Here is a 26,774-nt window from a genome sequence, read left to right on the forward strand (position 1 = left end):
TAGCGCTATTTTCCAGCCTGTGGGATTTTCATATCACTCAGGCTTTCGATGCTCCGTCAGCGAATTTGGAGCTATGCGACTTAAACTCTCCGCCGCTTAGGTCGGCGGTCATACTCGCTCACGCTCCTGCGTGATGCACTCAATATCATCACTCTTGAAATTGTAAACTGGCTCAGCGCAGTTATTGCGCAGTCTGGGCGGCAGTCCTATGAAATATGCTCCCATAAGTTAATACCAAATTATTGACCGCTTCGTTAAGTATACCGCAGAAAAATTTTATGATGAAAATGATATGCAGGGGTGCGTGTGATCGTCACAACGTCAAAGCCCTTCACTTTTCTACCGGTGTTTTTGAGAAAATGGCGTTGTTTTTCAGAAAAGTTTACACTTTGTTCATGACGGTTCTCCCTTGTGCCTAAATTCAACAGCATATTTCTATACAGAATGTGAATAGGTCACGGCGGCACTCGGATAAAACCCCCTCTATATATACAAGCACGTTCAATCAGGAAACGGGCATGATTTTTATAAAAATAGTTGCTCCGTGATAATAATTCTCCGTATTGAATAAATCAGAAATGGTGACCTATGCAGTATGCAGTCAATGTGATATGGCTCGGATTTGCAATGCTCGGTCTGCTTTCTGCAAAATTCCCCATAACAATTTCACGAATGAAGAAGTTTTATGGCGCACTCAACTTCTTGCGCAATGCGAATAGACTTTTGCTGTCCGAGAATGCTATAATATTAGCATAGGGTATTATCCCTAAATCCAATACATTGGGAGGTGATGAGAATGAGTAAGAAAGCTAAGACCGAGGTTGATGAGAAGTCCGCTGTTATCATTACGGATGCTGTTCTTGCGGAGAATCAGGCAAAGCTCGACAGCTACGAAAAGTCTATCAAAGCTGTGCAGGAGCGCAGGCGCAAGGTCATCATTGATAGCAAGCTCTACACCTACGATAAGCTCTCACAGCTTTACGGCGGTGCGGAGGGACAGGCACTTCTCGATGCTGTGACTGCGGAGCATACGCTGATCGGCAAGCTGACAGCAAGCGGTATGACCTATGAGCAGATTGGTGAGCTGGCTGACGATAGTTCTGCCGATGCTGACAACAGCTCGGACGAAAGCTATTCCGAAAAGTACGCTAAGCAGATGAGCTTTTCAGAAACAGATCATTCCTATTCGGAGTAACATATATTCCGACAACAAAACGATTGCTGTGTAAGGGACGGCTCTGCCGTTCCGTACAGCACCTGTGCAGGCGTAACGCCCCTGCAACAAAAAGCCATTGCGTGTAGAGATAGATAATCGCAGGCGGAAAGGAGACACTTGCCAAGAAAAGATACAGGATTTACTTTGGCTGAGCTGAATGAGAGATATAAAGATAAGCCGACCAGCAAAGCCGTGTACGAAGTGGACGGTCAGCGTTATGCTGTGACAAGTCATTTCGTGGGTGAAAAAGACCTTGATAAGGTGCTTTATGAACTTGCTTTCAAAAGAGCGTTTCAGAAAACCGAAAAGAACTAAAAAGTTTTGAAAAAAGACTTGCCATATTCGGTTTTCTGCGCTATAATAGTTGTATCATCGAATATGGTTTGCTTTGATTGGAAAGGAGTTATTATGGCAAAGCAAACTACTTACAATGTCGGGATCTATGTGCGTTTGTCGCAGGAGGACGAACGTGCGGGCGAATCCCTTTCGATTGAAAATCAGAAGAAGATGCTGACGGAATATGTCAGCAAGCAGGAGGGGTGGAATCTTATCGAGATATGCGAGGACGATGGCTATTCGGGAACAAGTTTCGATAGACCAGGTATCAAGCAGATTCTTGATGATGCAAAGTCGGGAAAGATAAATCTTATCCTCTGTAAAGACCTTTCACGTTTCGGAAGAAATTATATCGAGGTCGGTCAGTATATAGATTACATTTTTCCTTCATTCAATATCCGCTTCATCGCCCTGAGCGACAATGTAGACACGCTTGACAGAAACAGTTCGGCAATGGATCTTATGCCTGTGATGAATTTATTCAACGAATGGCACGCCGCCAACACGTCAAAGAAGGTACGCAGTGTCATGGCAGCAAATTCTCGGCAGGGCAAGTATCTGGCGGCTTCAGCTTCTTATGGTTACATCAAGGCAGATGATGAAAAGCATACGCCCTTGATTGATGAAGATGCCGCCGTTATCGTAAGACGTATATTTGAGCAGAGGGCAAGAGGGTTAAGTCCGAAGCAGATCGCTATACAGCTTAACAAGGACGGCATCGCAACTCCCTCGGATCATCGTTATCAGCTTAAAGGCAAAGATAATCCCCTTGTGACTTCACATCTGTGGAATGATTGTATGGTGCGTGGCATTCTTAACAATGAGATTTATATCGGAAATCTCGCACAGCAGAGAGTGACAACGGTATCCTACAAAAATCACAAGCAGATACGCAAGGACAGGTCGGAATGGATAGTGATTGAAAATAATCATGAACCTATCATTTCAAGAGAGCTGTGGGACAAGGTTAGAGAGGTTGACGCATCGGTGAGTATCGGCAAGACAACAAAAGAAGGCGTGATTCTTCCGCTGTCAGGATTTATGTACTGCCCAGACTGCGGTTACAAGATGAAAATGAACAGAACCATGCACACCTCTAAGAAGCGTGGAACATATGAGACTGTCAGCTATCGCTGTGGTACTTATGTTAGAAGCGGAATGGACGGCTGCACTCCTCATTCCATTTTGGAAAGAGTAATTTCACAGATTGTTGTTGACGATATTAGAGCAAAGGCACGACTTGCCGTTGAGGACGAGGACGCACTCCGTGAAGCCGTTAGAAAACGCAGACAGGCTACTGCCGATGCGGAGAGCCAGCATAACAGCAAGGAACTCCATGAGGGTGAGAAAAGGCTTGCACAGCTCGAAACGCTTATCAGTAAGACCTATGAAGAAAAGCTCCTCGGTACTGTACCCGAAGAACTCTGCGTGAAAATGCTGAATCAGTATCTTGATGAGCAGAAGATGCTGAGAGAGAAAGTCGCTGTACTGAAAGAAAAGTGCGAAACCGCTGAACAGGCTGAAAAGGATATTGACAGATACATTGAAAATATCAAGAAGTATGTCGATATTCAGGAGCTTACCCGTGAGACTTGTTTGGAGCTTATCGAGTACATCGTGATTGGTGATCGTCCCGAAAGCAAGGACGAGGACAGGCAGATTCACATCTTTTACAAGTTCCTTGACAAAGGGCTTACGGAGAAAAGAAACATTCTGCTTCCGCAGAATGTGGAGTAAATAATATTTGGGTGTACTTTTATGGGGTTCTCCTCCGTGGGCACAGGCACACCCGCCTGCTTGTGGCTGTAGGCATGGGTGGCAGTCAGCTTTGCCTCCGCCGTTTTCAGGGTGTCCGAAGGGTCGCCCTTTCTGCCGATGACGCAGTAGTAGGAGTAGTCCTCCTGGCAGGCCTGGGTGGAAACCGGCATCTTCAGTGTGGAGGTCGTCACACCCGTGTAAAACCTACCCTCCGGCAGTTTGTAGGGCGCCGCCGTGGGATTCTCATTATTCTTCCGATACCACTGATAGGTCAATTCGTCGCCCTTCAGGCTCTTTGCCGAAACAGAGAAGGTGACCCAGTTATGTTCACTGTACAGCAGATCGTTTTCCGGCTCTTCGTCATAATCGCCACTGCTGTAGATAGAGGTCTTACACTTGACGCCCCTCGGCTGGCGGTTGATGACGATGGAACTGCCGCTGATGTAGCCACAGACCTTGCACACGCCCTTGGCGTCAAATTCATGGTTGGCGGCATTCAGCTTTTTATCGTCACAATAGCGGCAGGGGTGCCAATGCTGCGTTCCGTCAGCCGCCCAGCTGGCGGAGGCTATGTGGGTATGTCCGGCGCCGGAATGCTCAGTCTTCAAATGATCCTCAAAATCAGAGTCGCTGAAGCACCAGTCGTCATGATCGCAGCCCATAGCGCTTACGGCATCTCGGCAGCAGTCCTTGCAGCGCTGATCGCAGCCGTCCTCGCAGGGATCGCTGTCGTGGAAGCACAGGCCGCAGTCCTCACAGAAGTGATCCGCATAGTCAGTGTCCATTGCGCACATTCCCTCGGAGCAGTCGGAGTTGCCCTCGCAGCACTCCTTGCACAGCTCGCAGGTTTCGCAGAACTCGTCCTCGTCCTCCTTATCCGTGACCCAGCCGTCACAGCCCTGACAGATGTGCTCGTCCCACTCGGGGCTTTCCACGCAGGTCTCGCCGTCCGGGCAGCCGCCGCCCTCGGAGTTATCTCGGCAGCACTCAAGGCACAGGCCGCAGTCCTCGCAGGACTCCTGGTTCAGCAGGCATTCCTCGCACTGCTCGCAGGATGTGTGGCAATCGATGCAGTGGATGACGCCGGTATCATCGTCGTCCACGCACTCGTCCACCGAACCGAAGCAGGCGTTACACAGCGAGCAGTGCATCGGGTCGCTGTCATCGTTTGCGCAGTCATCGCAGAATCCGCAGGAGTCGCAGATGGTTATGGAGCAGCAGGGACCCTTATAGCATTCGCCGCACAGCTGGTCATCCTCGCCAATGTAGCATTTGCCGCAGGTGGAGCAGTGCGTTTCCTCCATGCAGTCGGCGCACTTGTAGCATTGATCGCACCAATAGACTGTATTGAACAGACACTCACCACAATCGTTGCAGTGGAATTCAACGAAGCAGTCGGAGTTGCAGTCAACAGTGCAGAACCCACAACCGTCGCACATATTCTCACCCCAGTGGTAGTGGTCGCAGTAGATACAATCTGTGCCTTGGTCGTAGTCGTCCCAAAAGGCATGGGTATGAAGTTCCTGACTCGGCATCAGTGAGAGCATCATCACAAGCGCCAACAGGACGCTGGCGACGCGCCTTCGTTTGTTCGTTTTTGTCATACTATTATTCCTCCCTCATAATTATTTTGAAGATTTTTATGCTTTTTGTGTTGCCTGATTTAAACACTGTCGATGACCGAAGCAAAGTAGTTTTCGGATACCGAACCGAAGAGAAAAGCGTCTATCAGACCCTCGCGCTTTGCCTGCCGTACCTTTTCGGTCAACTCTTCATCTGTATCATCATCCACAAAGAGAATGACACGACAGCTTTCCGTGTTCCGTTTTACCTTGTCACGGATCGCCATTCGTTCTTTGAACATCCATGGCGAATACGCCTTGACCTCCATTAAAAGCACATCCGGTCGATGCGTTTTGCACCACTCGGTGGTTGCGTCCGGCGACTCGGAAATCACAACTTGGCAATCGTCCAATTTTTGCATCAGCATTCGCTCCATGGTGTGCGCATGGATATCGCTTTGAATGTCCAGAACGATTTTTTTCATCATTCATCACCACCTTCTAAAAGCACAATCCTAATCTTACATTATCTATTATACTGATTTTTTGGCGTTTGTCACTGGCACTTGTGCCAGTAACAGAAGAAAGATCTCGATTTTTTCAAAGATTTTTGCCTTTTGGGCGCGAAAAACCCCTTGACCGTACAGCCAAGGGGTTCAGTTTTGCTTATTCGTCTTTTAAGGTGATCACCATGAGCTTGTTTTCAATGGCGGTTGCAACCAGCGCTTCTCTGCTTTCAAAGCCGCTCTTTTCCACCATATCGTCCAGGTTCCAGCGAACGCCGTTTTTGGAGATGCCCAGCTTATCGGCAATTTCCTGATAGGTAAAGCCCTTTATATAAAGGCGTAGTATGTCTAACTGCCGTGGCGAGAAGACATCGGACATCGTACCCTCCATTTCAATGGCCGGAGCGGTATCGGGGAATACCTTTTCGCCTGCCAGGGTGCGCTTTACTACGCTCATCAGCTCCTCTGTTCCGTGGTCCTTATACCACAGGCTGTCGGCAGCACCCATTTTGGCTCTTTGCAAAACTTCGGGATCGACAAGCGAGGTAGCCACAACGATTTTGATTTGCGGAAAAGCCTTTTTGATGCGTTTTGCGGCGGCAAGACCGGAATGCTTATGCTGCGTCTGCACATCCATAAGGACGAGCTTTACGGTTGCGTCGCAGTGCTTTTCCGCTTCAAAGGCGTCACGGAAAACGCCGACAAGATGAAACTCGCCGTCTGCCGCAAGACGATCGACAAAGTGCTTTTGGATGTATAGATCATCTTCTACAAGTATGGTGTTTATCATAGGCTGATCTCCTTTGCGGGAATCGTAATCAGAAGAGCAAAGCGTGGATTGTGCGAAATATGCATTTCACCGCCGGAGCTTTCAATACTGCGGCGAAGCGTTGACAGGCCGCTGCCCTCCTTTATCGGCTCTGTGGGTATTTTGCCGTTGTTGGTTATGGTAACATCATAGCGTTCGCCGCGCTGGGCAATGCGGATATATACCTCATTCCCGTCTGCGTGCTTGATGCAGTTGGTCACGCACTCCTTGGCGGCAGCAACGGTCAGCTCCTCGGCTGCGGTATCACGGGGCAGGTAGCCGTCGATTTTTACAGCCACGCCAAGTTGCTGTGCGGTTCTTTTTACCTCGTCCATTGTGCTGACAGAGGTGACACGGTTGCTTGCCAGCATACCGATGGCATTTTGCAGCGCCTCAAGCTTTCGCTCGGTATCCTCTCCGCTGTCTATGATGTCACGGATGGTCAGGAGGCTTCGCCCGATGGTATCGTGAATATAGACCTTTAGGTCAAGGCTTTCCTTCTCTTTGACATCGTTCTCCATGCGAGCGTACATCTTTCTGAGCTTTCGATTGACTTCTGCCAGTTCTTCATTTATTTCCTCTTGCTTTTGGTAGCCGTTATACAGCTCGGTTACATTGTGCGCCGTTATCTGCTGCCAGCGGTGATCGCTGTCCACGGTGATATTTTGTGTGCGAAACTGCCAGACGGTCTTGTCGGGCAGGATGTAGCAATCATCCTTGACAGTTACGGATCTGTCCGGTGCGCTCAGAGCATTTTCCATATCGCTTTTGATTTGCTTCCCGCAGCCAAAAGGACAAGTCGATGGCGCTTTACATTCGTACCCTCAAAAAACAACCAACAGTGCTGCATGAGTGGAACGATACTATATGGACGGTGATGGTCAAGAAGGCAATCGTCCACAGAAACGGTGAAATTACATTTGTGTTCTACAATGGAACTAAAATCAGTGTTGGAAAATAAAACAACAGAGCCGCAGGACTGCTCATTATTTGATGAGAAAGTCCTGCGGATTTTTGTTATTTTATTTTTATAGAATGAAAGATAAACGACCAACTTGACAAATTTACTTTAATGCATTAGAATAATATTAGCGTTACATCTTGATGAAATTTGACTTTGCTATGAATTGAGAGGGAAAATATATGTGCTTTATTTGTGATAGGATAAAGATGATAGGTCAAGGAACTAACCCGTATTTTGTAAAGGAACTTGAAACAGGTTATGTGGTTATTGGAGATAATCAGCATTTTAAGGGCTACACTTTATTTCTGTGCAAGGAACACAAAACAGAGCTGTTTCATCTTGATCATTCTCAGAAGATGAAGTTTTTAGAGGAAATGTCAATCGTTGCAGAAGCAGTTTCAAATGCCTTTGGGGCCGAAAAAATGAACTATGAATTACTAGGAAACGGTGATACTCACCTCCATTGGCACCTGTTCCCGAGAAAGGACGGGGATATTGAAAACTACGGAAACAACGGAAAAGGTCCGGTTTGGTGGTATCCTATGGATAAGATGTATTCTGACGATAACAGACCCACAGAATCCGAATTATCCGCAATGAAAGAAAAACTCCTGCTGGAAATAGACAAACTGCTTGACATTCAATCAAAATGATGTTATAATATGAGTAACTGAAAGGAAGGTGAATGATATGAAAAAAATCACAAACCATAATGGGAATATCTATCATTCACATTTCTGTGCTTGATTTGGTATGAAAAACGAATGGTGAAATTCAAGTGTTCCCGTTATCGGGGACACTTTTTTTGTTATTAAGGAGATCGTATGAACAATCTGATTTTTACCAGCGTTAACGAAGAAAATTGCAGCGAATTTCACCGTCTTATGCAGCAGTACGCAAAGAAACTGGACGAGCACCAGAACCGCACCACCGATGTCGAAATGCTTAGAAAATGGACGAACAGGATAATCGAAAGGCAGTCAGAGTACGGCTGGCATCTCCATTTATGCTATTCTGATGGTACTGTGACAGGTTTTCTGTTTGGCAGAATCGACATTCCCTTGGGGAATTTGTATTCGTCCGGCTTTCCCAATGACATGGCGATCAGCAGCGCCAGCATAGGCACAAACAGCATGGGCAGATAGAACAGATACCACAGGTAACGGACAGCATCCGGCTGCCAGAATATAAAATACTTTGCCGAACGGACTACCATCCATATGATGAGCAGTACTGCGGTGACCGTCATAAACCTGCACACCTGCTTTTGCACGATCCGCTGACGGACGGAGAGCCCCCAGGCGGCGAACAGACCGATATAGATAAAGCTGCGCAGATAGGAAAACAGCATCGGGTAGAAGCTGCCCCTGCCCACAATTCGGAAGCAATATGCCAGTATCACGGCAAGTACAGCGATGCCGCTTGTTATGATAGTATTCTTTTTCTGTTCGGTCATAAACAGACCCCATTTCGCCTTCATTCGTTTTTGTTTATCTTTGGGTAGCAAAAAAGCCCGATATATTCGGGCTTTTCGCAGGAGACATCTTTTTTGTCTCCACATTATGGCGTTCCCGAGGTGATTCGAACACCCGACCTACCGCTTAGGAGGCGGTCGCTCTATCCAGCTGAGCTACGGAAACATATCACAATTGCTATTATATCACAGTTTTGCAATTTTGTCAAATGTTTATTTGACAAAAAAGTTGACTCGCCATAGCAACAGGTTCGGCTCAAAATATAAGAGCAAGGCAGAAACAGCAGGCGGCATTATACTCGTTTTGATCGTGCTGAAGATCTTTCTTGAGGAAGTTGGCATACTCAAATAGCATAAAAACAAGGGCGGAAGTTTTCAAACTATCCGCCCTCTTGTTATGTCTGTTAGTCCCGCCGACTATGATGTTTACGCTTTTGCGTGTACATCTCACGATCTGACGCTTTCATAAGATCGTCGATCTCTTTCAATGTTTTCGGCTTTCCCACCTTGTAGCCACAGCTTATCGACACATCATATGGCGACTTGCTTCTGCGATTGTATTCTGCAATGCTGCGGGATATCTTTTCGTAAAAGCTGTCTGCACCGTCTGTTTCAGCGATAACAGCCACAAATTCATCACCGCCGAAGCGTGAGCATATCCCACCTTCTGCAGTGCATTTTGTCATCAGCGACGCCACTGCCTTTATCGCCTTGTCACCCTCGTTGTGACCATAGAGGTCATTTATCTTTTTAAGGTTGTCCATGTCAATAGAGAATACCCATACGCCTACGCCCTGCTTCTCAGCCTTTGAAATAAGCTTTCTTACGTTCTTGTAAAAGCCCCTGCGATTATATATCCCCGTCATGGGGTCAAGCATATGTATCCTTGCAAGCTCTGCATTCGCCCTTTCAAGCCGCTGGCGGTTTTTAAAGCTCTCCATTATCTGATTGGTGTTGTTTATAAAACGTCTTGTGTTCTGGAAAAGAAAATATATAGGATTATATGAATTTGCCGCATAGCCTATGACCTCGTCCTGAAAATGAAGCGGCGAGAACATTAAGCAGTTATGGCGCCCAAGGACTTGCTCCATATCAGGCAAAAGATCCTTGGTGTCAAATACTTCACCTGTCTTGTATTTGTTGTCAAAAGTCTGCATGAAAACTCTCATCTGCTTTGTAAAGCTGTTATTAAAGCGTTCTCTCTGCCTCGTGTTTGACAGAAAATCAGAGTTTGTGCATACCCAGCTATAATAATCTCCCGAACGTGCCATTACCTTTGCCATTTCTTCTACGGTGTGACATTCCACTGATTTTGCAAGATAAGAGAACATATGCTGTTCGTGACCATCAGAATTGTTCATTCTATGGTAAAGCTCAAGGATCTTGTCGCCTACTTCTCTCGGGTCTATTTTCTTACAGCCGCAAGACTGGGATATCCTCATGGTGTAGCTGACCTCTATTTTTTCAGGAAGAGGAACTCCGTTCATCATATGGTCTATGGCGTTTATTATCTTTTCGCCAAGCACATCATTATCTACAGCCGCCGTTGTAAGACGAGGGCTGTTATACTGTTCAAGCTCGATGCCGTCAAAGCCCGTTACAATAACGTCTTCAGGCACTTTTATGCCGCGTTCTCTCAGTATGCTGCAAGCTGCTATCGCCATAGCGTCGTTTGCACATATTATCGCCTGCGGAAATTCCAAACTGCTTTCTAAAAATTTCTCCAATACTCCTTTTGTTGGCATATCCCAGAAGTCACCATAGCCAAGACGCTCAGGCTCAAATTCTATGCCGTTTTCCGCAAGCACCTTTTTGTATGCTTCTATACGCTCTTCTGAGAAAGCATTGCCCTTTACGCCAGCAATGAAATTAACTCTTCTGCAGCCGTGAAATTCGATCACATGGCGAACTATCTTTTCAAAAACGTCAGAGTAATTGAATGTCACACTGCAGCAATTATCCATTGTACTGTCAACGCATATGACAGGAACACCGTGTTCATGGGCACGCTTGCTTATCTCGTTGGAAATGCTGTCTCTTTTTATTGCCTCGGGCATTATTATAAGTACGTCAAGAATGTCATAATTTATAAGATCAAAAATGCTTGCTTCACCATGGTTGTAGGAGCTGTTGTGATAAAGGTCGCAAAAGGTGTTGAAAAGAAGCACCTTGTAGCCCTCTTTTACACCCTTTCGGCTTATGGAAGATACTATCTCTCTCACATAGTCAGATTGTACGCATGAAGTGCAGATACCTATTATTTTATATTTCGCTGTATCGCTTGTAAACATAGCTTGCTCCTTCGTCAGGGTCATGACGACCCACCACTATCTATATAAAATAATTGCTTTTTTGCTTTGATATGTGATTGCTATTAGAAAATATTCACACACCGTTAATGTTACCATATCCGCACTCTAATGTCAATAGAAAACTCACAAAATTCACAAAAATCTTCTTTTTGAAAGCATTTATGCTGTTGCAAAAAATAACAGACCGACTTTCAACTTTTGTTCGCTGGAAGTCGGTCTTTGTTTATCGTAAAACATATCGAGCAAGGGGCACCAGAGGTCGCCCCTACACAAAATAGCGTATTTTATGGGCTTTTTTTATTCAGCTACCCACTGTTTTAAAGCTGCAGAAAGTCGTCTGTCGATATCCTTTCTTGTCTGCTCGCACTCCTTAGGATAGTCCTTTGCAGCCTTGAAAATAAATTTCATTACGAATTTAAGTCCCACAGGAAGTGCTTTTCTGAGCATTGTCTCAGGAAGCACAAAGTGCGTTCCATGCTCGTAAGTCAGGGCTTCGTAATCGCACTCGTGAGGGCGTTCTTTCAAGCGCTTATCCATGCGGCGGACGTATTTTCCTGCCTCCCAGAAGCTGTCGTCATCAGCACCCACCATTATAAGCTTGCCCTTGATGTTCTCAACCTTTATCATTTCTTCCTCTGTATGTTCTCTTGCCTTTTCAGAGTCAATAAAAAGGTGCGTGCTTCGTGTTATATCTCCCGAGCCTTTGGTTTCTTCTTCTATTTTGTGATAGTATTCAGGGTGGGCATAAACGAACGGCATATAGGCAAGCGGCTTGCCCTGCCATGAAAGTGTGGAAGCGTCAGGGATAGGCCATTCCTTGCAGCCGTCTTTTTCGCCCTGCTCAAAGCCCTGCCATACAAAGTCGCTTGGCGTAAGACCGAAAGTGAGTGTTATGTCAGGGAAATATGAAGCTGCCACAAGGGAATCCATTCCTGCCGTACTCATTCCCATTATGCCTATCTTCTTGTTTCCATGGCTTTTGAGCCACTTTATAGCGGTCTCTATCCTTTCAAGCGGGAAGTTCACATGGCCGTAGTTCTTCACGTCAGGTGACATACACATAACGTTCACGCCATTTTTGTGAAGCCATTTTGCTCCGCACTTTGCCATAAAGTCATTAGGATCGTCGCCGAACAGACCTATCATTGCGCAGTTTGCACCCTTTGGATTTTCATAATATGTACCATAAAAACCGTCTTTCTCATTGCTAAAAAATTGTTTCTTCATAATACCGACCTTTCTAAGTTGGTTTTCTTTATAAAGTTAGATTAAACTAACCATATTTCAAAAAAAACAGGGTAGATTACTTCGCCCTAAGCTATATTATATCACACTTTTGCTTATTTGTCAGGTATATTAACGAAAAAAGTCAGTTGTATTGTAAATTTTTGATTTTCTTAGTGTTGCTTATATATTAATAAAATGGCGGAGAACGCATTCTTTTTGCAGTTCTCCGCTACTTTTATGCCTTATTTTTTGCCGCATCTGCTGTGACAGTGTGAGCAACAGCCACAGCACTTACCTTTTTTCTTTTGCTTTGATATACTTATTGCCGCCGCCACTGCCCATAAAAGCAGAAGTATCACCACTACCCAGTCGGCTGTATTCATAATAATGCTCCTATCTGATATACCGCACAGCCGCACAGCCATGCCACCATGCACTGCATTATCACAACGCCAACTGTCTGTATCCTTGAATCAAGTTCTCTCTTTATGGTCGCCACCGCCGCAACACATGGGGTGTAAAGCAGGGTGAATACGAGAAAGCTCAGTGCGGAAAGGGTGGAGAATGCTCCCGAAAGAGCAGTGCCAAGATTTGCAGTGCTTGTGTTCATCAGTACCGCCATTGTGCTTACTACCGCCTCTTTTGCAGTGAAGCCCGAAATAAGCGAGGTGGTCACTCTCCAATCTGCAAAGCCCAATGGCTTGAATATTGGCGATATAGCCTGACCGATAAGAGCGAGCAGGCTGTCGGAGGAGTCTTTTACAACGTTGAGCTTTGCGTCAAAGGTCTCCAAAAACCATATTATGATAGTCGCAAAGAATATAACTGTGAAAGCTCTTTGTATAAAGTCCTTTGCCTTGTCCCAAAGAAGAAGTCCTACGCTTTTTGCCGAAGGAAGACGATAGTTTGGAAGCTCCATTACAAACGGCACAGGCTTGCCACGGAAAGCTGTATTTTTCAGTATCAGTGCAACTATTATCCCAAGCACTATGCCCGTTATGTATAAGCCTATCATCACAAGCGCCTGATATTTTTTGAAAAATGCTGCACAGAAAACTGCGTAAATGGGTATCTTTGCCGAACAGCTCATGTAAGGGGTAAGAAGTATGGTCATTTTTCTGTCACGGTCTGATACAAGCGTCCTCGTTGCCATTATAGCAGGCACAGAACAGCCGAAGCCTATGAGCATAGGCACGAAGCTTCGTCCCGAAAGACCGATCTTTCTAAGAAGCTTGTCCATTACGAATGCCACTCGTGCCATGTAGCCCGTGTCCTCCAGTATGGAAAGGAAAAAGAACAGCGTCACTATTATAGGCAGAAAGCTTAGAACGCTTCCAACGCCTGCAAAAACTCCGTCTATTATAAGGCTGTGTACAACAGGGTTTATGCCGTAGGCTGTAAGCCCTTTGTCTGCTAGGTCGGTGAGCTTGTCTATGCCGAGAGAAAGCCAATCTGATAATGTCGAGCCGATAACATTGAATGTGAGGAAAAATACAAGAAACATTATCCCGAAAAATACAGGCAGTGCAGTGTATTTTCCCGTTAGTATGCGGTCTATTTTTACGCTCCGCTTGTGTTCTCGGCTCTCGTGGCATTTCACAACGCTTATGGCAACGACTTTCTCGATAAAGTCGTATCGCATATCTGCAAGTGCCGCATTTCTGTCAAGCTTTGATTCGTCCTCCATTTCCACTATGCAGTGTTCGAGAAGCTCCAGCTCGTTTTGATTAAGCTCAAGCTGATCCTCGATATTCTTATCACCCTCAATAAGCTTTGAAGCACAAAATCTCGGCGGTATGCCTGCACGGTTTGCGTGATCCATGATAAGATGCACAACTGCGTGTATACATCTGTGCACAGCGGAATCGTCTGAGCAAAAGTCTGTGACAACAGGCTTTGTCTTGTTTCGGGCGGTTTCTACAGCCTTGTCGATAAGGTCTGAGATACCCTCGCCCTTTGCCGCACTTACCGGTATAACAGGTATGCCAAGTGCGTCGCTCATCATTTTTACGTCTATCGTTCCACCGTTGGCTCTTACCTCGTCCATCATGTTTAAGGCAAGCACCATTGGCACACGCAGTTCAAGAAGCTGTAAAGTGAGATACAGATTTCGTTCTATATTGGTGGCGTCAACAATGTTTATAATGCCGTCAGGCTTTTCATTTATTATGTAGTCACGGGTGACGATCTCTTCCTGCGTGTAAGGGCGCAGTGAGTATATTCCCGGCAGATCCACCACAGTGCAGTTTTTCTGCCCCTTTATGTCACCGACCTTCTGCTCGACTGTTACACCGGGAAAGTTTCCAACGTGCTGATTAGACCCTGTAAGGGCGTTAAAAAGCGTGGTCTTTCCGCAGTTCTGATTTCCTGCAAGGGCAAATCTCATATATGGTCATTCTCCTCTGTTTTTTCTATCTCTATGTTTTTTGCGTCCTCTATCCTGAGCGTCAGCTCGTAGCCTCTCAGCACTATATCAAGAGGGTCGCCCATTGGCGCACGCTTTAGCATTTTCACCTTTGTTTTGGGTATAAGTCCCATGTCGAGAAAACGCAGCCTAAGCGCACCCTCGCCGCCTACCGCTTTTATCACGGCAGACTCACCCGTTTTAAGCTTATCAAGAGTCATTGTCTTTTCCTCCATAGCTATATTTTATTCTTATGTTTTATCTAAAAGAACTTCACAGAATAAGTTTACCATGGCTAACTCTACTTGTCAATAGTATATGTCGTATATTTTAGTCAAATGTTATCTAAAAAATTTATTCAAATAGATAACTTCCAATTGACAACGCCAACAAATCGTGCTATCATAAAGTAAGACAAAGTACACTTTTACATTACGGGGGTGTTTTATGAATACCCGTGTGGCAATACTTGCAATAATCGCACACGATAACGGCTCTGCGCAGGAGATAAACGCAATTCTTCATGAGCATGCCGAGTATATAATAGGACGAATGGGTCTGCCATACCGAGAACGTGGCATGAACATAATAAGTGTGGCAGTTGACGCTCCGCAGGACGTTATAAATTCTCTTGCAGGCAAGATAGGCAGGCTTGAGGGAGTGACCGCCAAGACCCTTTATTCGCCACAGTAAAAATCTAATAAATATTTGTGACCCTGACGCCGAAAACGAGTTTTCTCCTTTAAGGCGAAAGAATACACATCAAGCAGAAAACTGCACTATCGTGTGGTCTTGTTTTGCTATAGAAAAGCTGTATCCATAGGGGTATGGCTTATTTTTTTGAGAGGAGCTTTTGCAATGGGACTTAATGACGCACCAAGCGGAGAACGTATACATATAGGATTTTTCGGCAGACGAAACGCAGGAAAATCAAGCGTTGTGAATGCAGTAACAAATCAGGATCTTGCAGTGGTATCCGATACGAAAGGCACTACCACTGACCCTGTTACAAAGGCAATGGAGCTTTTGCCCCTTGGCCCTGTTGTGATAATAGATACCCCTGGCTTTGACGACGAGGGCGAGCTTGGAGAGCTTCGTGTGAAGAAAACTAAGCAGATACTAAACAGAACGGACTGCGCAGTTCTTGTAACAGACTGCACTTTGCCCCTTGGCGACTGCGAAAAACAGCTTATCTCAATATTCAAAGAGAAAAACATACCATTTATTATAGCCAAAAACAAAGCCGACCTGCTCACTGATATCCCAAAAGAGGAGGGCTCAGTGTACGTCAGCGCAAAAGAGAAAACAGGCATAGAGGAGCTTAAAAACGCCGTTGCAAAGCTCACTGAAACAGACACCATGACAATGAAGCTTGTGGGCGACCTTATAAAGCCAGACGATATGGTGGTGCTTGTCACCCCTATCGACAGCGCCGCACCAAAGGGCAGGCTTATCCTGCCACAACAGCAGGCGATAAGAGATGTTCTTGAAGCAAATGCCTGTGCAGTGGTGGTAAGAGAAACTGAGCTTTCAGGAGTGCTTGGCAGGATAGAGAAGCCTGCACTTGTTATAACGGATAGTCAGGCTTTCGCAAGAGTTTCAAAGGATACTCCCGAGGATATCCCTCTCACCTCGTTTTCTATCCTTATGGCTAGATATAAGGGCTTTCTTGACGCCGCAGTAAAGGGCGTGAAAGCTATCGACGATCTTAAAGACGGTGACAAGGTGCTTATTTCAGAGGGCTGTACACATCACAGACAGTGCGGTGATATAGGCTCTGTGAAGCTTCCGAACTGGCTGAAAGAATACACAGGCAAGAATCTTGAGATAGTGCTGTCCTCAGGTCATGGCTTTCCAGAAGAGCTTTCAGACTTTGCGCTTTGTATACACTGTGGCGGCTGTATGCTAGGCTCAAAAGAGCTTACCTACAGAATGAAATGTGCTTGTGACGCAGACGTGCCGTTCACAAATTATGGCATTGCAATTGCCTATATGAAAGGTATTCTCAAACGGAGCATAGAAGTGTTTCCACATCTTGTAAAGGAGCTTGAAGATCACAATGGCGGTCAGAGAACTTATTGATAAACTAAACTGCGAGAAAAAGCTTTCCCACGATGAATGGGTGAAGCTTATAAAAGAATATGACGAGAGCGACAGAGCCTATGCCGCAGAGCTTGCAAGGGGCATTTCGCAGGAAATGTTCGGCAGGGATATCTACATAAGGGGCATAGTGGAGTTTTCAAACATCTGCAAAAACGATTGCCTTTACTGCGGAATAAGGCGCTCAAACGGCAACGTGAGCAGATACAGGCTCACCGCCGAGGAGATTTTGCAGTGCTGTGACGAGGGCTACGGCTATGGTTTTCGTACCTTTGTGCTTCAAAGCGGTGAGGACGCTTTCTATGACAGAGAAATGCTCTGTGGTATCGTCAGCGAGATAAAAAAACGCCACCCTGATTGTGCGGTGACATTGTCCCTAGGTGAGAAAAGCCGTGAGGACTATGAAGCCTTTTTCAATGCAGGTGCGGACAGATATCTTCTCAGGCACGAAACCGCCGACGAGGAGCATTACAAAAAGCTCCACCCAGCCGAAATGTCTTGGAAAAACCGAATGGAGTGCCTTTCAGATCTAAAAGAGATAGGCTATCAGACAGGCTGTGGAATGATGATAGGCTCGCCGTATCAGACGGCGGAGTGCCTTGCTGAGGATATGGAGTTTATGTGCGGTTTCAAGCCCGAAATGATAGGCATTGGACCTTTTCTCCCACATAAGGACACGCCTTTCAGAAGCTGTCCACAAGGCTCATATGAGCTTACTCTCTTTCTGTTGAGCATTTGCAGGATAATGCTCCCCGACGTTCTTTTGCCTGCCACCACAGCCCTTGGTACTATAAATCCCAAAGGGAGAGAACAAGGGGTGCTGTCAGGTGCGAACGTAATAATGCCGAATCTGTCCCCTGTGGCAGTGAGAAAAAAATATATGCTCTATGACAACAAGATATGCACAGGTGACGAGTCAGCACAGTGCAGGGCTTGTCTTGAAAGACGAATGGAGTCCATAGGCTATAAAATAAAGATATCAAGAGGAGATCACAGATAATGATAAAGCTTGCTTTTTACGGAAAAGGCGGAATAGGAAAGTCAACGGCGGCATCAAACGTCAGTATTGCACTTGCACAAAAAGGTCTGAAAGTCATGCAGATAGGCTGTGACCCAAAGGCTGACTCCACCATATTTCTCCATGGGGGAGAGAGGATACCCACCGTTCTTGACCTTGTGCGAAAAGGCGAAAGCTTTGACCTTGAAGATATGGTAAGGGTAGGTTATAACGGTGTTGTGTGCGTTGAAGCAGGCGGTCCGGTCCCGGGGCTTGGCTGTGCAGGCAGAGGTATAATCGCCGCTTTGGAGGAGCTTGAAAAAAAGGGCGCATATGAAAAATATCAGCCTGACGTTGTTATCTATGACGTTCTCGGAGACGTGGTGTGCGGAGGTTTTTCAATGCCAATGCGAAAGGGCTATGCCGATAAGGTGTTTATCATCACATCAGGCGAGAGTATGTCTGTATATGCCGCCGCAAACATCGCAATGGCGGTGGAAAATTTCAAAAGCCGTGGATATGCTTCACTTGGCGGTTTTATCCTCAATAAACGCAACGTAAAAAACGAGGAGGAAAAAGCGGCAGAGCTTGCGGCTGATTTTCACAGCTCTGTGATAGCCGAGATAGACCGAAGCGACCTTGTGAGCGAAGCTGAGGATATGCGCAAAACTGTCATGGAAGCTTTTCCTGACAGCACTGCGGCAAAGCAGTATAAAACCCTTGCGGATAAGATAGCCGAGCTTTGCGGTATGGGAGAAGAAAAATGATAAAAGAGAGCGGCATAAATATAACGAAGGCGGCTTTTCCTGCGCCTTTTGAAAGCGGTCTTGAATATAATCCTCCCACAAGGGGCGTGTGGAATATCGTCCATACAGGTATGCTTATCCCTGAGTCACGGCAGATATTTGTCTGCGCACAGGGCTGTTTAAGGGGCGTTATCCTCACTGCGGTAGAGATGAATGCCATGGACAGAATGTCATGGGTGACTGTTTCTGAGCAGGATCTGTATGACGGCACAATGGAGCAGGACGTTATCGACGGAGTGAGGGATATAATAAACAGACTTGAGGAAAAGCCAAAATGCGTTTTGGTTTTTCTGAGCTGCGTCCACCTTTTTGCAGGCTGTGACTTCAAAATGATAATAGACGAGCTTTCGGCATTGTTTCCGCAGGTGCATTTTATAGATTGCTACATGACGCCAACCATGAGAAAGTCTATCTCTCCGGACAGCCTTATGAGAAAACAGCTTTATGAGCCGCTTGAAAAGTGCGAAAAGAAGCCTAAAACGGCGGCAATAATAGGCTGTGACAGAGCCACGGACGAAGCCTCCGAGCTTGTAAAAATAATAAACTCAGCAGGCTTTGAGCTTCTTGACATAACAAAGTGCAAGACCTATGAGGAGTATCTCTCCATGGCGGAAAGCTCTTTGAATATCACCTATATCCCCACGGCAAAGCCGTCAGGAGAGGAGCTTGAAAAGCGACTTGGCACAAAGCATTTGTATCTGCCCTTGTGCTATGGCTATGATGAGATAGAGAAAAATTACAGCAGGCTTTGCACCCAGCTTGGTGTGAAAATGCCTGACTTTTCTGCTGACAGAGAAGCCGCCGACAAGGCTCTTGCAAATGCCCTTGAGATAGTGGAAAATATGCCTATAGCCGTGGATTATACCGCTCTGCCAAGACCCCTTGGCTTTTGCAGACTTCTTGCAGAGAAAGGCTTCAATGTGAAGCGTTGCTACGCCGACAGCTTTTCAGAGGAGGAAAGGGCAGATTTTGAGTGGCTGAAAGCCCATTGCCACGACCTTGAAATTCTCCCTACTGTGAATGTGAAAATGGAGTTTTCACAGTGTAAAGAAAAATATCTTGCAGTAGGTCAGAAAGCAGCGTTTTTCTGCCAGACCGATAACTTTGTTGATATAGTCGCAGGGGGCGGCGGATACGGCTTCGAGGGCATAAAAAGGCTTGCAGAGCTTATGGCTGAGGGAGCAGTAAACAAAAAGGACAGACGTAAGGTGATACAACACAAGGGCTGGGGGTGTGAAAGCTGTCTATGAATGCAAAAGTGATATCCATATATGCGGCGGATACTTCGGGAGTATGCTCGGCGCTTTATGAACTTGGCGGAATGACCGTCGTCCATGACGCTTCGGGCTGTAACTCCACCTATGCCACACACGATGAACCTCGTTGGTATGACCGCAAAAGCATGATATATATTTCTGCACTAACAGAAGCGGACGCCGTTATGGGCAATGACGGCAAGTTCATTCGTGATGTGGCAAAAGCGTCAGGTGAGCTTTCACCCAAATTCATAGCCATTTGCGGTTCGCCAATGCCTGCAATGACAGGCTTTGACTACAGTTCAGCCGCTGAGGAGATAGAGCGTGAAACGGGTCTGACCACATTTTTCGTTGATACCAACGGCACTCATTCCTATCTTCAAGGAGCAGAGGGGGCTTTTCTTAATATCGCAAAGCTATTCTGCCGTGAGGGAAAAGAAAAGCAGGCAAATTCAGTGAATATTATTGGTGCAACGCCTCTTGACTTTTCAGTGAATACAAGCGTAAGCTCCATAAAAAAGTGGCTTTTGGATAACAGCTTTTCAGTGCAAAGCTGTTTTGCTATGGACAGCAGTCTTGATGAGATCTCTACCGCACCACAGGCGGCTGTAAGCCTTGTTATATCCTCAGACGGGATAGCTGCGGCAAAGTATCTTTTTGATACCTATGGAGTGCCATATGTTGTGGGCGTGCCTGTGGGAAAAAGCTTTTCCAAAAAGCTTTCCGCTGACCTGAAAAGAGCAGTGTCAGAGGGCGTTTGTATAAATTCCTGCGGTGAAAAAGCTGTAGAGAATGCTCATATGATAGTTGCAGGGGAAAGCGTTTTTGCTTCTTCCCTTGGGGCTGAACTTGGCGCAAAAACTGTGGCGACAGTTGGCATAAGAAACAGCGAGGTGCTGTCAGGGACGGACATTTTCTGCGAGGAAGAAGCAGAGCTTGAAAAGCTTTTTTCACAGCATAAGACCGTCATAGCAGACCCGCTTTTCAGACCTATATGCAAAGGGGCAAGATTTGTTTCACTGCCACACGTTGCTTTTTCGGGAAGATGTTTTCTTAAAGATATTCCCGATCTGATAGATAAAGATGTAAGCAAAATACTTAACATATAAAAAGGAGGAACGTGCTTTCGCACGGATACTTTTATGATAAAAATAGCCGTTTACGGAAAGGGCGGAATAGGAAAATCCACTGTTACGGGAAACCTTGCCGCCGCATTTGCAAGTCTTGGGAAAAGAGTTATACAAATAGGCTGTGACCCAAAGGCAGATTCCACCATAAATCTTCTTGGAGGCGAGCCTGTTATGCCTGTGATGAATTATCTCAGAGAGCATGACGATGAGCCTGAGAGCATAGAGGAGATATCAAAAGAGGGCTATGGCGGAGTGCTTTGTATAGAAACAGGCGGTCCTACCCCAGGACTTGGCTGTGCAGGCAGAGGTATAATCACCACGTTCAGCCTGCTTGAAGACTTAAAGCTTTTTGAAAAATATAAGCCTGACGTTGTGCTTTATGACGTTCTCGGAGACGTTGTGTGCGGAGGTTTCGCCGCACCTATCAGAGAGGGCTACGCTTCAAAGGTGCTTATCGTCACCTCAGGCGAGAAAATGGCATTGTATGCCGCAAATAATATAAACAGTGCGGTGAAAAACTTTGCCGACAGAAGCTATGCAAAAGTCCGTGGTATCGTCATGAACAGGCGAAACGTTGAGGGCGAGGAAGAAAAGGTCAGAGCCTTTGCAGAAAGCGCAGGGCTTGATATCGTTGCGGATATACCAAGAAGCGACGATATCATCAGATGTGAGGATAAGGGCATGACCGTCATAGAGGGCGAGCCTGACTGTCAGGCGGCAAAATGCTTTTTGAAGCTTGCCCAGACCCTTATGCAGGAGGACAACGATGACTAAAGCGTTTTACATAACAGCGGCGGAGCTTGCCCAAAAGGGAAAGGATAATATCCCTGACGAGCTTCTTTCGGCAAAGCACCTTATCTACAGCTCTCCTGCAACATTGGCGTTCAATTCACCGGGAGCGCAGGGCTTTGGTGTAAAAAGAGCAGGACTTGCAGTGCCAAATTCGGTTATGCTTCTTGTGGCTCCTGCCTGCTGTGGACGAAACACCACTATGCTCAGTGCGGAAAGCGGCTATGGCGACAGATTCTTCTACCTGCTTCTTGACGATACCGATATCGTCACAGGCAGACACCTCACAAAGATACCAAAAGCCGTGGAGGAGGTTTGTCAAAGCCTTGATTACACTCCTTCGGCGGTGATGATATGTATAACCTGCGTTGACGCTCTCCTCGGCACTGATATGGACAGAGTGTGCAGAAAATCCAGCGACCGAGCAGGCGTGCCTGTTGTGCCATGCTATATGTATGCCCTTACAAGGGAAAAGCGTCTGCCCCCTATGGCTTCAGTGCGAAAATCGGTGTATTCCCTTTTGAAACCTCGCAAGAGAAAGTCTGACGAGGTGAATATCCTCGGTTATTTCTCACCCTTGCAGGAGGATTGCGAGCTTTACAGCCTGCTGAAAAGTGCAGGCGTAAAGACCATAAGGGAGCTTTCAAGGTGTGATACCTTCGAGGAATATGAAAAAATGTCGCAAGCGAATTTTTCCCTTGTACTCAATGCGGAAGCAAGATATGCCGCCCAGCAAATGGAGCAGGAGCTTAACATACCTTTTATAGAGCTTGCGAGAGTTTTTCAGGCTGACAAGATATCTACGCAGTATCGTCTGCTGGGTCAGGCGATAGGAGCGGAGCTTTGCGATAAAGAGTATTATGAGCAGATCATGGCTCTTATAGATGATTTCAGAGAAAAGCATAAAGGGCTGTGCTTTGCAGTGGGCGAGTTTTCAAACTGCGACCCTATAGAAATGGCATTGGCTCTTATAAGATACGGCTTCAAGGTGGCGGAGATATTCGGAACTGTGGGAGAGCGAAATTTCGGCTTTGTGAAAAAGATAGCACAGCTCTCACCTGAAACAAAAATATATTCAAACCTCTCACCAACAATGCTCTTTTATGAGCCTGACGAGAGGGTGAACGTTTATATCGGCAAGGACTGTGCCTATTACCACCCTGACATAGCAGGAGCAGACTTCAATGACGAGATCCAGCCTTTTGGCTATGCAGGTGTAAAAAAGCTGTTTTGCGACCTTGAAAAGGCGCTTGATTGGAAAGGAGCGGAGGATAAATGAAAAATCTTTTGAAGCTTTTGTCACCCTTTGCCCCTGACCAATCAGGAGCGTCGGCAGTGCTTTACGAGCTTGGAGGACTAATGGTAATATGCGACGCAGGCGGCTGTGCAGGCAACGTCTGCGGCTTTGACGAGCCAAGGTGGTTTACCAAAAAGAGCGCAGTTTTCAGCGCAGGGCTTCGTGATATGGACGCAATTTTAGGACGTGACGACAGGCTTATCGAAAAGCTCTCCAAAGCCTGTGGGCAGATATCACCTGCTTTCACCGCCATAATAGGCACACCTGTGCCTGCTGTCATCGCAACAGATATGAGGGCGTTGAAACGAATGGCAGAGAAGAAAACAGGACTGCCTTGCATAACAGCCGAGTGTACAGGCACAAACTATTATGACAGCGGCTCAGAGCCGGTGTGGATAGAGCTTTTCAAGACCTTTGCCACTGAGAGCAAGCCTGTTCAGAAAGGCAGGCTTGGCATTATAGGTGCAACACCTTTGGAGCTTAGTATCATAAGCCCCGAGAGGATAGTTGCGGAGTATAAGGCAAAGGGTTGGGAGAATGTTATATGCTACGGCATGGGAAGCACCCTTGATGATGTGAAAAATGCGGCTGCGGCAGAGATGAACATAGTCTGTTCAGCGGCGGCAATAAAGGCGGCGGAGTATCTCAAAGAAAAGTTCGGCACGCCTTATGAGATAGAATATCCACGAAGCTGTCTGCCTGAGGAGATAGTGCAAAAAGCTCATAACTTTGCGGATAAAAACGTCCTTGTGATACATAACCAAACAGCGGCTGACGCTGTGAGAAAGCTTATCACAGAAAAAAGCGGCAAGTGTCATTGCACATCGGCAACGTTTTTTATGCAGAAAAAGGAGCTTTCACAGCAGAGTGATTTTTTCCTTGCAGACGAAAGCGACCTTTGCGACAATGTTGGTGATAACTATGACGTTGTTATCGCAGACAAGACCCTCAGACGTGTTATGAAAAATTTCAGCGGCGAGTTTATAGACTTTCCGCATTTCGGACTTTCAGGCAGACTTTTGCAGGGAGAGAGTGAAAAGATATGACAGAAGAAATTATAGAGCGTCTTGAAGAATATCTCGGCTCAGAGGAGTTTGAATATGAAGCCGAAAACTGCATGGAGGAGCTTGACGAAAGCGGCGAGGGCATAAACGCAGTTTTGCCCCTGCTTAGATTTCTCGAAAGACACCCCATGGCTGATATCAGCATGACAAGTGCCGTGGTAAGATATATGGAGCAGTTTTACGGCAGAGGTTATGAGAACATTCTCATGGACTCCGTTCGTCGCAGACCTACAGTGCATACTGTGAGAATGTTAGGCAGGCTCAGAAATGCCGCCATAGATGAGGGTCAGAACGGTGAGGAGTTTGAGGACGTGCTTATAGACGTTCTCAGCAGTGAAGCAGAGGACGAGATAAAGGATACCGTCAGGGAGCTTATCTGATGAAAACTGAGATAATTCGTGTTTATGGTATCGTTCAGGGCGTGGGCTTCCGACCTTTTGTTAGCCGTGAAGCGTCAGACCTTGGACTTTTCGGCACTGTGGCAAACAAAGGCTCTTATGTTGAGATACACGCACAGGGCAGTGAAAAGGCTGTGGAGGACTTGAAAAAAGCCCTTGAAAGCCGTCCCCCTGAGCGTTCGGTGATAATGGAGATAATTTCCGCCCATACCGACGAACCGCCTTTTGACAGCTTTGAGATAATCGAAAGCGAAAAGGAAAAAGGGGATATTTTCGTATCCCCTGACATTGCAGTGTGCGAAAAATGCAAGGCGGAGCTTTTTGATAAAACAAACAGAAGATATCTCCACCCTTTTATAAACTGTACTCAGTGTGGTCCAAGGCTCACTATAATGGACTCTATGCCCTATGACAGAGAGCGTACCACAATGGCTGACTTTCCAATGTGCAAAGACTGCGAGGAGGAGTACACCGACCCTGCCACAAGGCGTTATGATGCCCAGCCTGTTTGCTGTAATGAGTGCGGCCCTGAGGTCTATATCATAGGCAGTGAAAAGAAAGGCGCTGAGGCTATCACAGCCGCAAGAGAAGCCGTCATGGCAGGGAAGATAATCGCTGTCAAAGGCATAGGCGGTTTTCACCTTTGCTGTGACGCAAAAAACGAGAGCGCAGTGAAAAGGCTCAGAGAGCTTAAAAACCGCCCTGCAAAACCACTTGCCGTTATGCTGAAGGATATTTCTGCCGTAAGGCGTGAGTGCGATTTTGGCGAAGTGCAGGAAAAGCTTCTCACAGGCTGGCAAAAGCCTATCGTGCTTCTTGATAAAAAAACTAGCGGAAGCCTTTGTGAAAGCGTTGCACCCGATAATCCTACAGTGGGAGTAATGCTCCCCTATGCCCCTTTGCACCTGCTTCTTTTTGATTACGATGACGGTGTGGAAATGACCGACAGCCTTGTTATGACCAGCGGAAACGTCCGTGGTGCGCCTATCTGCCGAAGCGACGAGGACGCACTCAGCGAAATAGCAGGCTTCTGCGACCTGATATTATCCCACAACAGGCGTATCTTGATACGCTCAGACGATACTGTCATGGATACATTTGAGGGCAAGCCTTACATAATAAGGCGTTCAAGAGGATATGCACCATTGCCTGTTATGACATCATGCAGTGATAAAGGTCAGACCCTTGCCATAGGCGGTGAGCTTAAAAATACGTTCTGTATCAGAAAGGAAAGCCTTTATTATCTCTCTTCCTATGTGGGGGATATGGCTGATATCCGCACCGTAAAGGCTCTTGAGGAGTCCGTGAAGCGTATGTGCGAACTTCTGGAAGCAACACCGCAAAACGTAGTCTGTGATATGCACCCTAAATACAATACAGTTGCATTTGCCGAGGGACTTGACCTGCCTCTGAAAAAAGTCCAGCACCACTATGCTCATATTCTATCCTGCATGGCAGAAAACGACTATAGCGAAAAGGTCATAGGCGTATCATATGACGGCACAGGCTTTGGCACAGATGGCACCATATGGGGAGGAGAGATACTTCTCTGCGACCGCACAGGCTTTGAGCGCATGGGAAGCATAAAGCCCTTCATGCAGGTGGGCGGCGATCTTTCCTCAAAAGAGGGTTGGCGTATTGCCGCAATGATAGCAGGCTCAGCCCATGGGGAAAGGGGCGGAGAGATCTGTGAAAAGCTTGGTATTTGTACAGAGAAAGAGTACAAGCTTCTGTCCGTAATGGCAGAGAAAAAAGTAAACGCAGTAAGCTCCACAAGCGCAGGACGGCTTTTTGACGCCGCTTCTGCGGTGCTTGGCATAAGGCGTTCTTCAACCTTTGAGGGCGAAGCTTCCATGGCGTTGCAGTTTGCGGCAGAAAAATTCAGCCGTGAGCCTTTCGGTATTTACGAGCCTATGGAAAAGCTCACTGCCGAAAAAGAGGGCAGGATAATGCTCTGCACTCAGGCTCTTATCAAGCGTCTTTGCCAGGGTATGCAAAATAGCGAGGACAAAAACCGCCTTGCCTATGAGTTCCACTCACTTCTTGCGGACATGACCGCACAGGCGTGCAGGACCATAAGCGAGAGAACAGGCGTAAAGGTCTGTGCCCTGAGCGGGGGAGTTTTTCAGAACAAGCTTCTGCTTAAAATGGTGAAGTGCCGTCTTGAAAAAATGGGGCTTAGAGTGCTTATCCACAGCCTTGTGCCTGCCAATGACGGTGGTATAGCGTTGGGACAAGCGTTTTATCTGAATGAGGAATGAGGAGTGAGGAATGAGGAGAGAGGAATGAGGAATTAAGGTATCGCCTGCGGCGATGATTTTCTTATTCTGTAGGGGCGACCTTTGGTCGCCTGAGACTGTTGAAAAATAC

27 protein-coding genes and 1 tRNA gene are annotated in these 26,774 nt (G+C 46.5%); 16 read left to right on the top strand and 12 right to left on the bottom strand.

Annotated elements, in window-relative coordinates:
* Window positions 1-796: 796 nt before the first annotated feature.
* The 3 genes from DW938_RS08750 to DW938_RS08760 all read left to right on the top strand — a co-directional run bounded on the left by DW938_RS08750 (window position 797) and on the right by DW938_RS08760 (window position 3,289).
* Entirely contained in the window at window positions 797-1,195 is a 399-nt protein-coding gene (locus DW938_RS08750) for a hypothetical protein (protein WP_015558956.1), read from the top strand.
* Between the two features lie 138 nt (window positions 1,196-1,333).
* Window positions 1,334-1,531: a hypothetical protein gene (locus tag DW938_RS08755; RefSeq protein WP_038670326.1), complete on the top strand. Its 198-nt coding sequence runs from the start codon at window positions 1,334-1,336 to the stop codon at window positions 1,529-1,531.
* A gap of 93 nt (window positions 1,532-1,624) precedes the next feature.
* On the top strand, window positions 1,625-3,289 hold the full coding sequence (locus DW938_RS08760) for a recombinase family protein (protein ID WP_015558955.1): 1,665 nt from the start codon (window positions 1,625-1,627) through the stop codon (window positions 3,287-3,289).
* Here the strand turns inward: DW938_RS08760 and DW938_RS14985 are convergent.
* On the bottom strand, window positions 3,223-3,585 hold the full coding sequence (locus DW938_RS14985; protein WP_207660696.1) for a hypothetical protein: 363 nt from the start codon (window positions 3,583-3,585) through the stop codon (window positions 3,223-3,225). The genes DW938_RS08760 and DW938_RS14985 overlap by 67 nt on opposite strands.
* Window positions 3,586-3,633: 48 nt before the next feature.
* Between DW938_RS14985 and DW938_RS14990 the strand changes: the two genes are divergently transcribed.
* Window positions 3,634-4,851 (top strand): hypothetical protein, encoded by a 1,218-nt coding sequence (locus tag DW938_RS14990; protein WP_207660697.1) that lies wholly within the window; start codon window positions 3,634-3,636, stop codon window positions 4,849-4,851.
* 122 nt (window positions 4,852-4,973) lie between these two features.
* On the opposite strand, the gene DW938_RS08770 is transcribed toward DW938_RS14990, so the two are convergent.
* The 3 genes from DW938_RS08770 to DW938_RS08780 form a co-directional block, all read right to left on the bottom strand.
* Window positions 4,974-5,360, bottom strand: a complete 387-nt coding sequence (locus DW938_RS08770; RefSeq protein WP_118124521.1) for a response regulator transcription factor — start codon at window positions 5,358-5,360, stop codon at window positions 4,974-4,976.
* A gap of 178 nt (window positions 5,361-5,538) precedes the next feature.
* Entirely contained in the window at window positions 5,539-6,168 is a 630-nt protein-coding gene (locus DW938_RS08775) for a response regulator transcription factor (RefSeq protein ID WP_117877879.1), read from the bottom strand.
* Window positions 6,165-6,947, bottom strand: a complete 783-nt coding sequence (locus tag DW938_RS08780) for an ATP-binding protein (protein WP_118124522.1) — start codon at window positions 6,945-6,947, stop codon at window positions 6,165-6,167. Before DW938_RS08780 ends, DW938_RS08775 begins: the two co-directional genes overlap by 4 nt.
* Window positions 6,948-7,329: 382 nt before the next feature.
* Here DW938_RS08780 and DW938_RS08785 point away from each other — a divergent pair, with 382 nt between their 5' ends.
* Entirely contained in the window at window positions 7,330-7,803 is a 474-nt protein-coding gene (locus DW938_RS08785; RefSeq protein WP_181984398.1) for an HIT family protein, read from the top strand.
* 356 nt (window positions 7,804-8,159) lie between these two features.
* Here DW938_RS08785 and DW938_RS08790 read toward each other — a convergent pair whose 3' ends face one another.
* The 8 genes from DW938_RS08790 to DW938_RS08820 all read right to left on the bottom strand — a co-directional run bounded on the left by DW938_RS08790 (window position 8,160) and on the right by DW938_RS08820 (window position 14,788).
* Window positions 8,160-8,606, bottom strand: a complete 447-nt coding sequence (locus DW938_RS08790) for a hypothetical protein (RefSeq protein WP_242992468.1) — start codon at window positions 8,604-8,606, stop codon at window positions 8,160-8,162.
* Between the two features lie 107 nt (window positions 8,607-8,713).
* A tRNA-Arg gene (locus tag DW938_RS08795) sits at window positions 8,714-8,790 on the bottom strand.
* A 90-nt stretch (window positions 8,791-8,880) separates the two neighbouring features.
* Window positions 8,881-9,003, bottom strand: a complete 123-nt coding sequence (locus DW938_RS15265) for a hypothetical protein (RefSeq protein ID WP_278278287.1) — start codon at window positions 9,001-9,003, stop codon at window positions 8,881-8,883.
* 25 nt (window positions 9,004-9,028) lie between these two features.
* Entirely contained in the window at window positions 9,029-10,915 is a 1,887-nt protein-coding gene (locus DW938_RS08800) for a GGDEF domain-containing protein (protein ID WP_207660698.1), read from the bottom strand.
* Between the two features lie 318 nt (window positions 10,916-11,233).
* Complete coding sequence (locus DW938_RS08805) at window positions 11,234-12,163, bottom strand: acyl-CoA thioester hydrolase/BAAT C-terminal domain-containing protein (RefSeq protein WP_117877871.1); 930 nt, start codon at window positions 12,161-12,163, stop codon at window positions 11,234-11,236.
* Between the two features lie 242 nt (window positions 12,164-12,405).
* Window positions 12,406-12,546, bottom strand: coding sequence for a FeoB-associated Cys-rich membrane protein (locus tag DW938_RS08810; RefSeq protein WP_181984399.1), 141 nt, complete (start codon window positions 12,544-12,546; stop codon window positions 12,406-12,408).
* Complete coding sequence (gene feoB, locus DW938_RS08815) at window positions 12,543-14,549, bottom strand: ferrous iron transport protein B (protein ID WP_117859321.1); 2,007 nt, start codon at window positions 14,547-14,549, stop codon at window positions 12,543-12,545. The genes DW938_RS08810 and feoB overlap by 4 nt, the downstream gene beginning before the upstream one ends.
* Window positions 14,546-14,788 (bottom strand): FeoA family protein, encoded by a 243-nt coding sequence (locus tag DW938_RS08820; protein WP_022287113.1) that lies wholly within the window; start codon window positions 14,786-14,788, stop codon window positions 14,546-14,548. Before DW938_RS08820 ends, feoB begins: the two co-directional genes overlap by 4 nt.
* Before the next feature lie 226 nt (window positions 14,789-15,014).
* On the opposite strand from DW938_RS08820, the gene DW938_RS08825 reads away from it, so the two are divergent.
* The 11 genes from DW938_RS08825 to hypF all read left to right on the top strand — a co-directional run bounded on the left by DW938_RS08825 (window position 15,015) and on the right by hypF (window position 26,665).
* Window positions 15,015-15,260 (top strand): TM1266 family iron-only hydrogenase system putative regulator, encoded by a 246-nt coding sequence (locus DW938_RS08825; protein ID WP_118124525.1) that lies wholly within the window; start codon window positions 15,015-15,017, stop codon window positions 15,258-15,260.
* A 165-nt stretch (window positions 15,261-15,425) separates the two neighbouring features.
* A complete protein-coding gene (hydF, locus tag DW938_RS08830; protein WP_118124526.1) occupies window positions 15,426-16,649 on the top strand; it encodes a [FeFe] hydrogenase H-cluster maturation GTPase HydF in 1,224 nt (407 codons plus the stop codon).
* Window positions 16,627-17,667, top strand: coding sequence for a [FeFe] hydrogenase H-cluster radical SAM maturase HydE (gene hydE, locus DW938_RS08835; protein ID WP_118124527.1), 1,041 nt, complete (start codon window positions 16,627-16,629; stop codon window positions 17,665-17,667). The genes hydF and hydE overlap by 23 nt, the downstream gene beginning before the upstream one ends.
* Complete coding sequence (locus DW938_RS08840; RefSeq protein WP_118124528.1) at window positions 17,667-18,431, top strand: nitrogenase iron protein NifH; 765 nt, start codon at window positions 17,667-17,669, stop codon at window positions 18,429-18,431. The genes hydE and DW938_RS08840 overlap by 1 nt, the downstream gene beginning before the upstream one ends.
* Window positions 18,428-19,720: a nitrogenase component 1 gene (locus tag DW938_RS08845; RefSeq protein ID WP_118124529.1), complete on the top strand. Its 1,293-nt coding sequence runs from the start codon at window positions 18,428-18,430 to the stop codon at window positions 19,718-19,720. The genes DW938_RS08840 and DW938_RS08845 overlap by 4 nt, the downstream gene beginning before the upstream one ends.
* Window positions 19,717-20,835, top strand: a complete 1,119-nt coding sequence (locus tag DW938_RS08850; RefSeq protein WP_118124530.1) for a nitrogenase component 1 — start codon at window positions 19,717-19,719, stop codon at window positions 20,833-20,835. Before DW938_RS08845 ends, DW938_RS08850 begins: the two co-directional genes overlap by 4 nt.
* A 33-nt stretch (window positions 20,836-20,868) precedes the next feature.
* Entirely contained in the window at window positions 20,869-21,630 is a 762-nt protein-coding gene (locus DW938_RS08855) for a nitrogenase iron protein NifH (RefSeq protein WP_117863063.1), read from the top strand.
* Window positions 21,623-22,924 carry a nitrogenase component 1 gene (locus tag DW938_RS08860; protein WP_118124531.1) on the top strand — a complete coding sequence of 434 codons (1,302 nt, stop codon included), beginning with the start codon at window positions 21,623-21,625 and terminating at the stop codon, window positions 22,922-22,924. The genes DW938_RS08855 and DW938_RS08860 overlap by 8 nt, the downstream gene beginning before the upstream one ends.
* Entirely contained in the window at window positions 22,921-23,988 is a 1,068-nt protein-coding gene (locus DW938_RS08865) for a nitrogenase component 1 (protein WP_118124532.1), read from the top strand. Before DW938_RS08860 ends, DW938_RS08865 begins: the two co-directional genes overlap by 4 nt.
* Window positions 23,985-24,386, top strand: a complete 402-nt coding sequence (locus tag DW938_RS08870; protein ID WP_118124533.1) for a hypothetical protein — start codon at window positions 23,985-23,987, stop codon at window positions 24,384-24,386. The genes DW938_RS08865 and DW938_RS08870 overlap by 4 nt, the downstream gene beginning before the upstream one ends.
* Complete coding sequence (gene hypF / locus DW938_RS08875) at window positions 24,386-26,665, top strand: carbamoyltransferase HypF (protein ID WP_118124534.1); 2,280 nt, start codon at window positions 24,386-24,388, stop codon at window positions 26,663-26,665. The genes DW938_RS08870 and hypF overlap by 1 nt, the downstream gene beginning before the upstream one ends.
* The last annotated feature ends 109 nt before the right edge of the window (window positions 26,666-26,774 follow it).

The sequence above is a fragment of the Ruminococcus sp. AM43-6 genome (assembly GCF_003461785.1).
Classification (GTDB): Bacteria; Bacillota; Clostridia; order Oscillospirales; family Ruminococcaceae; genus Hominimerdicola; species Hominimerdicola aceti.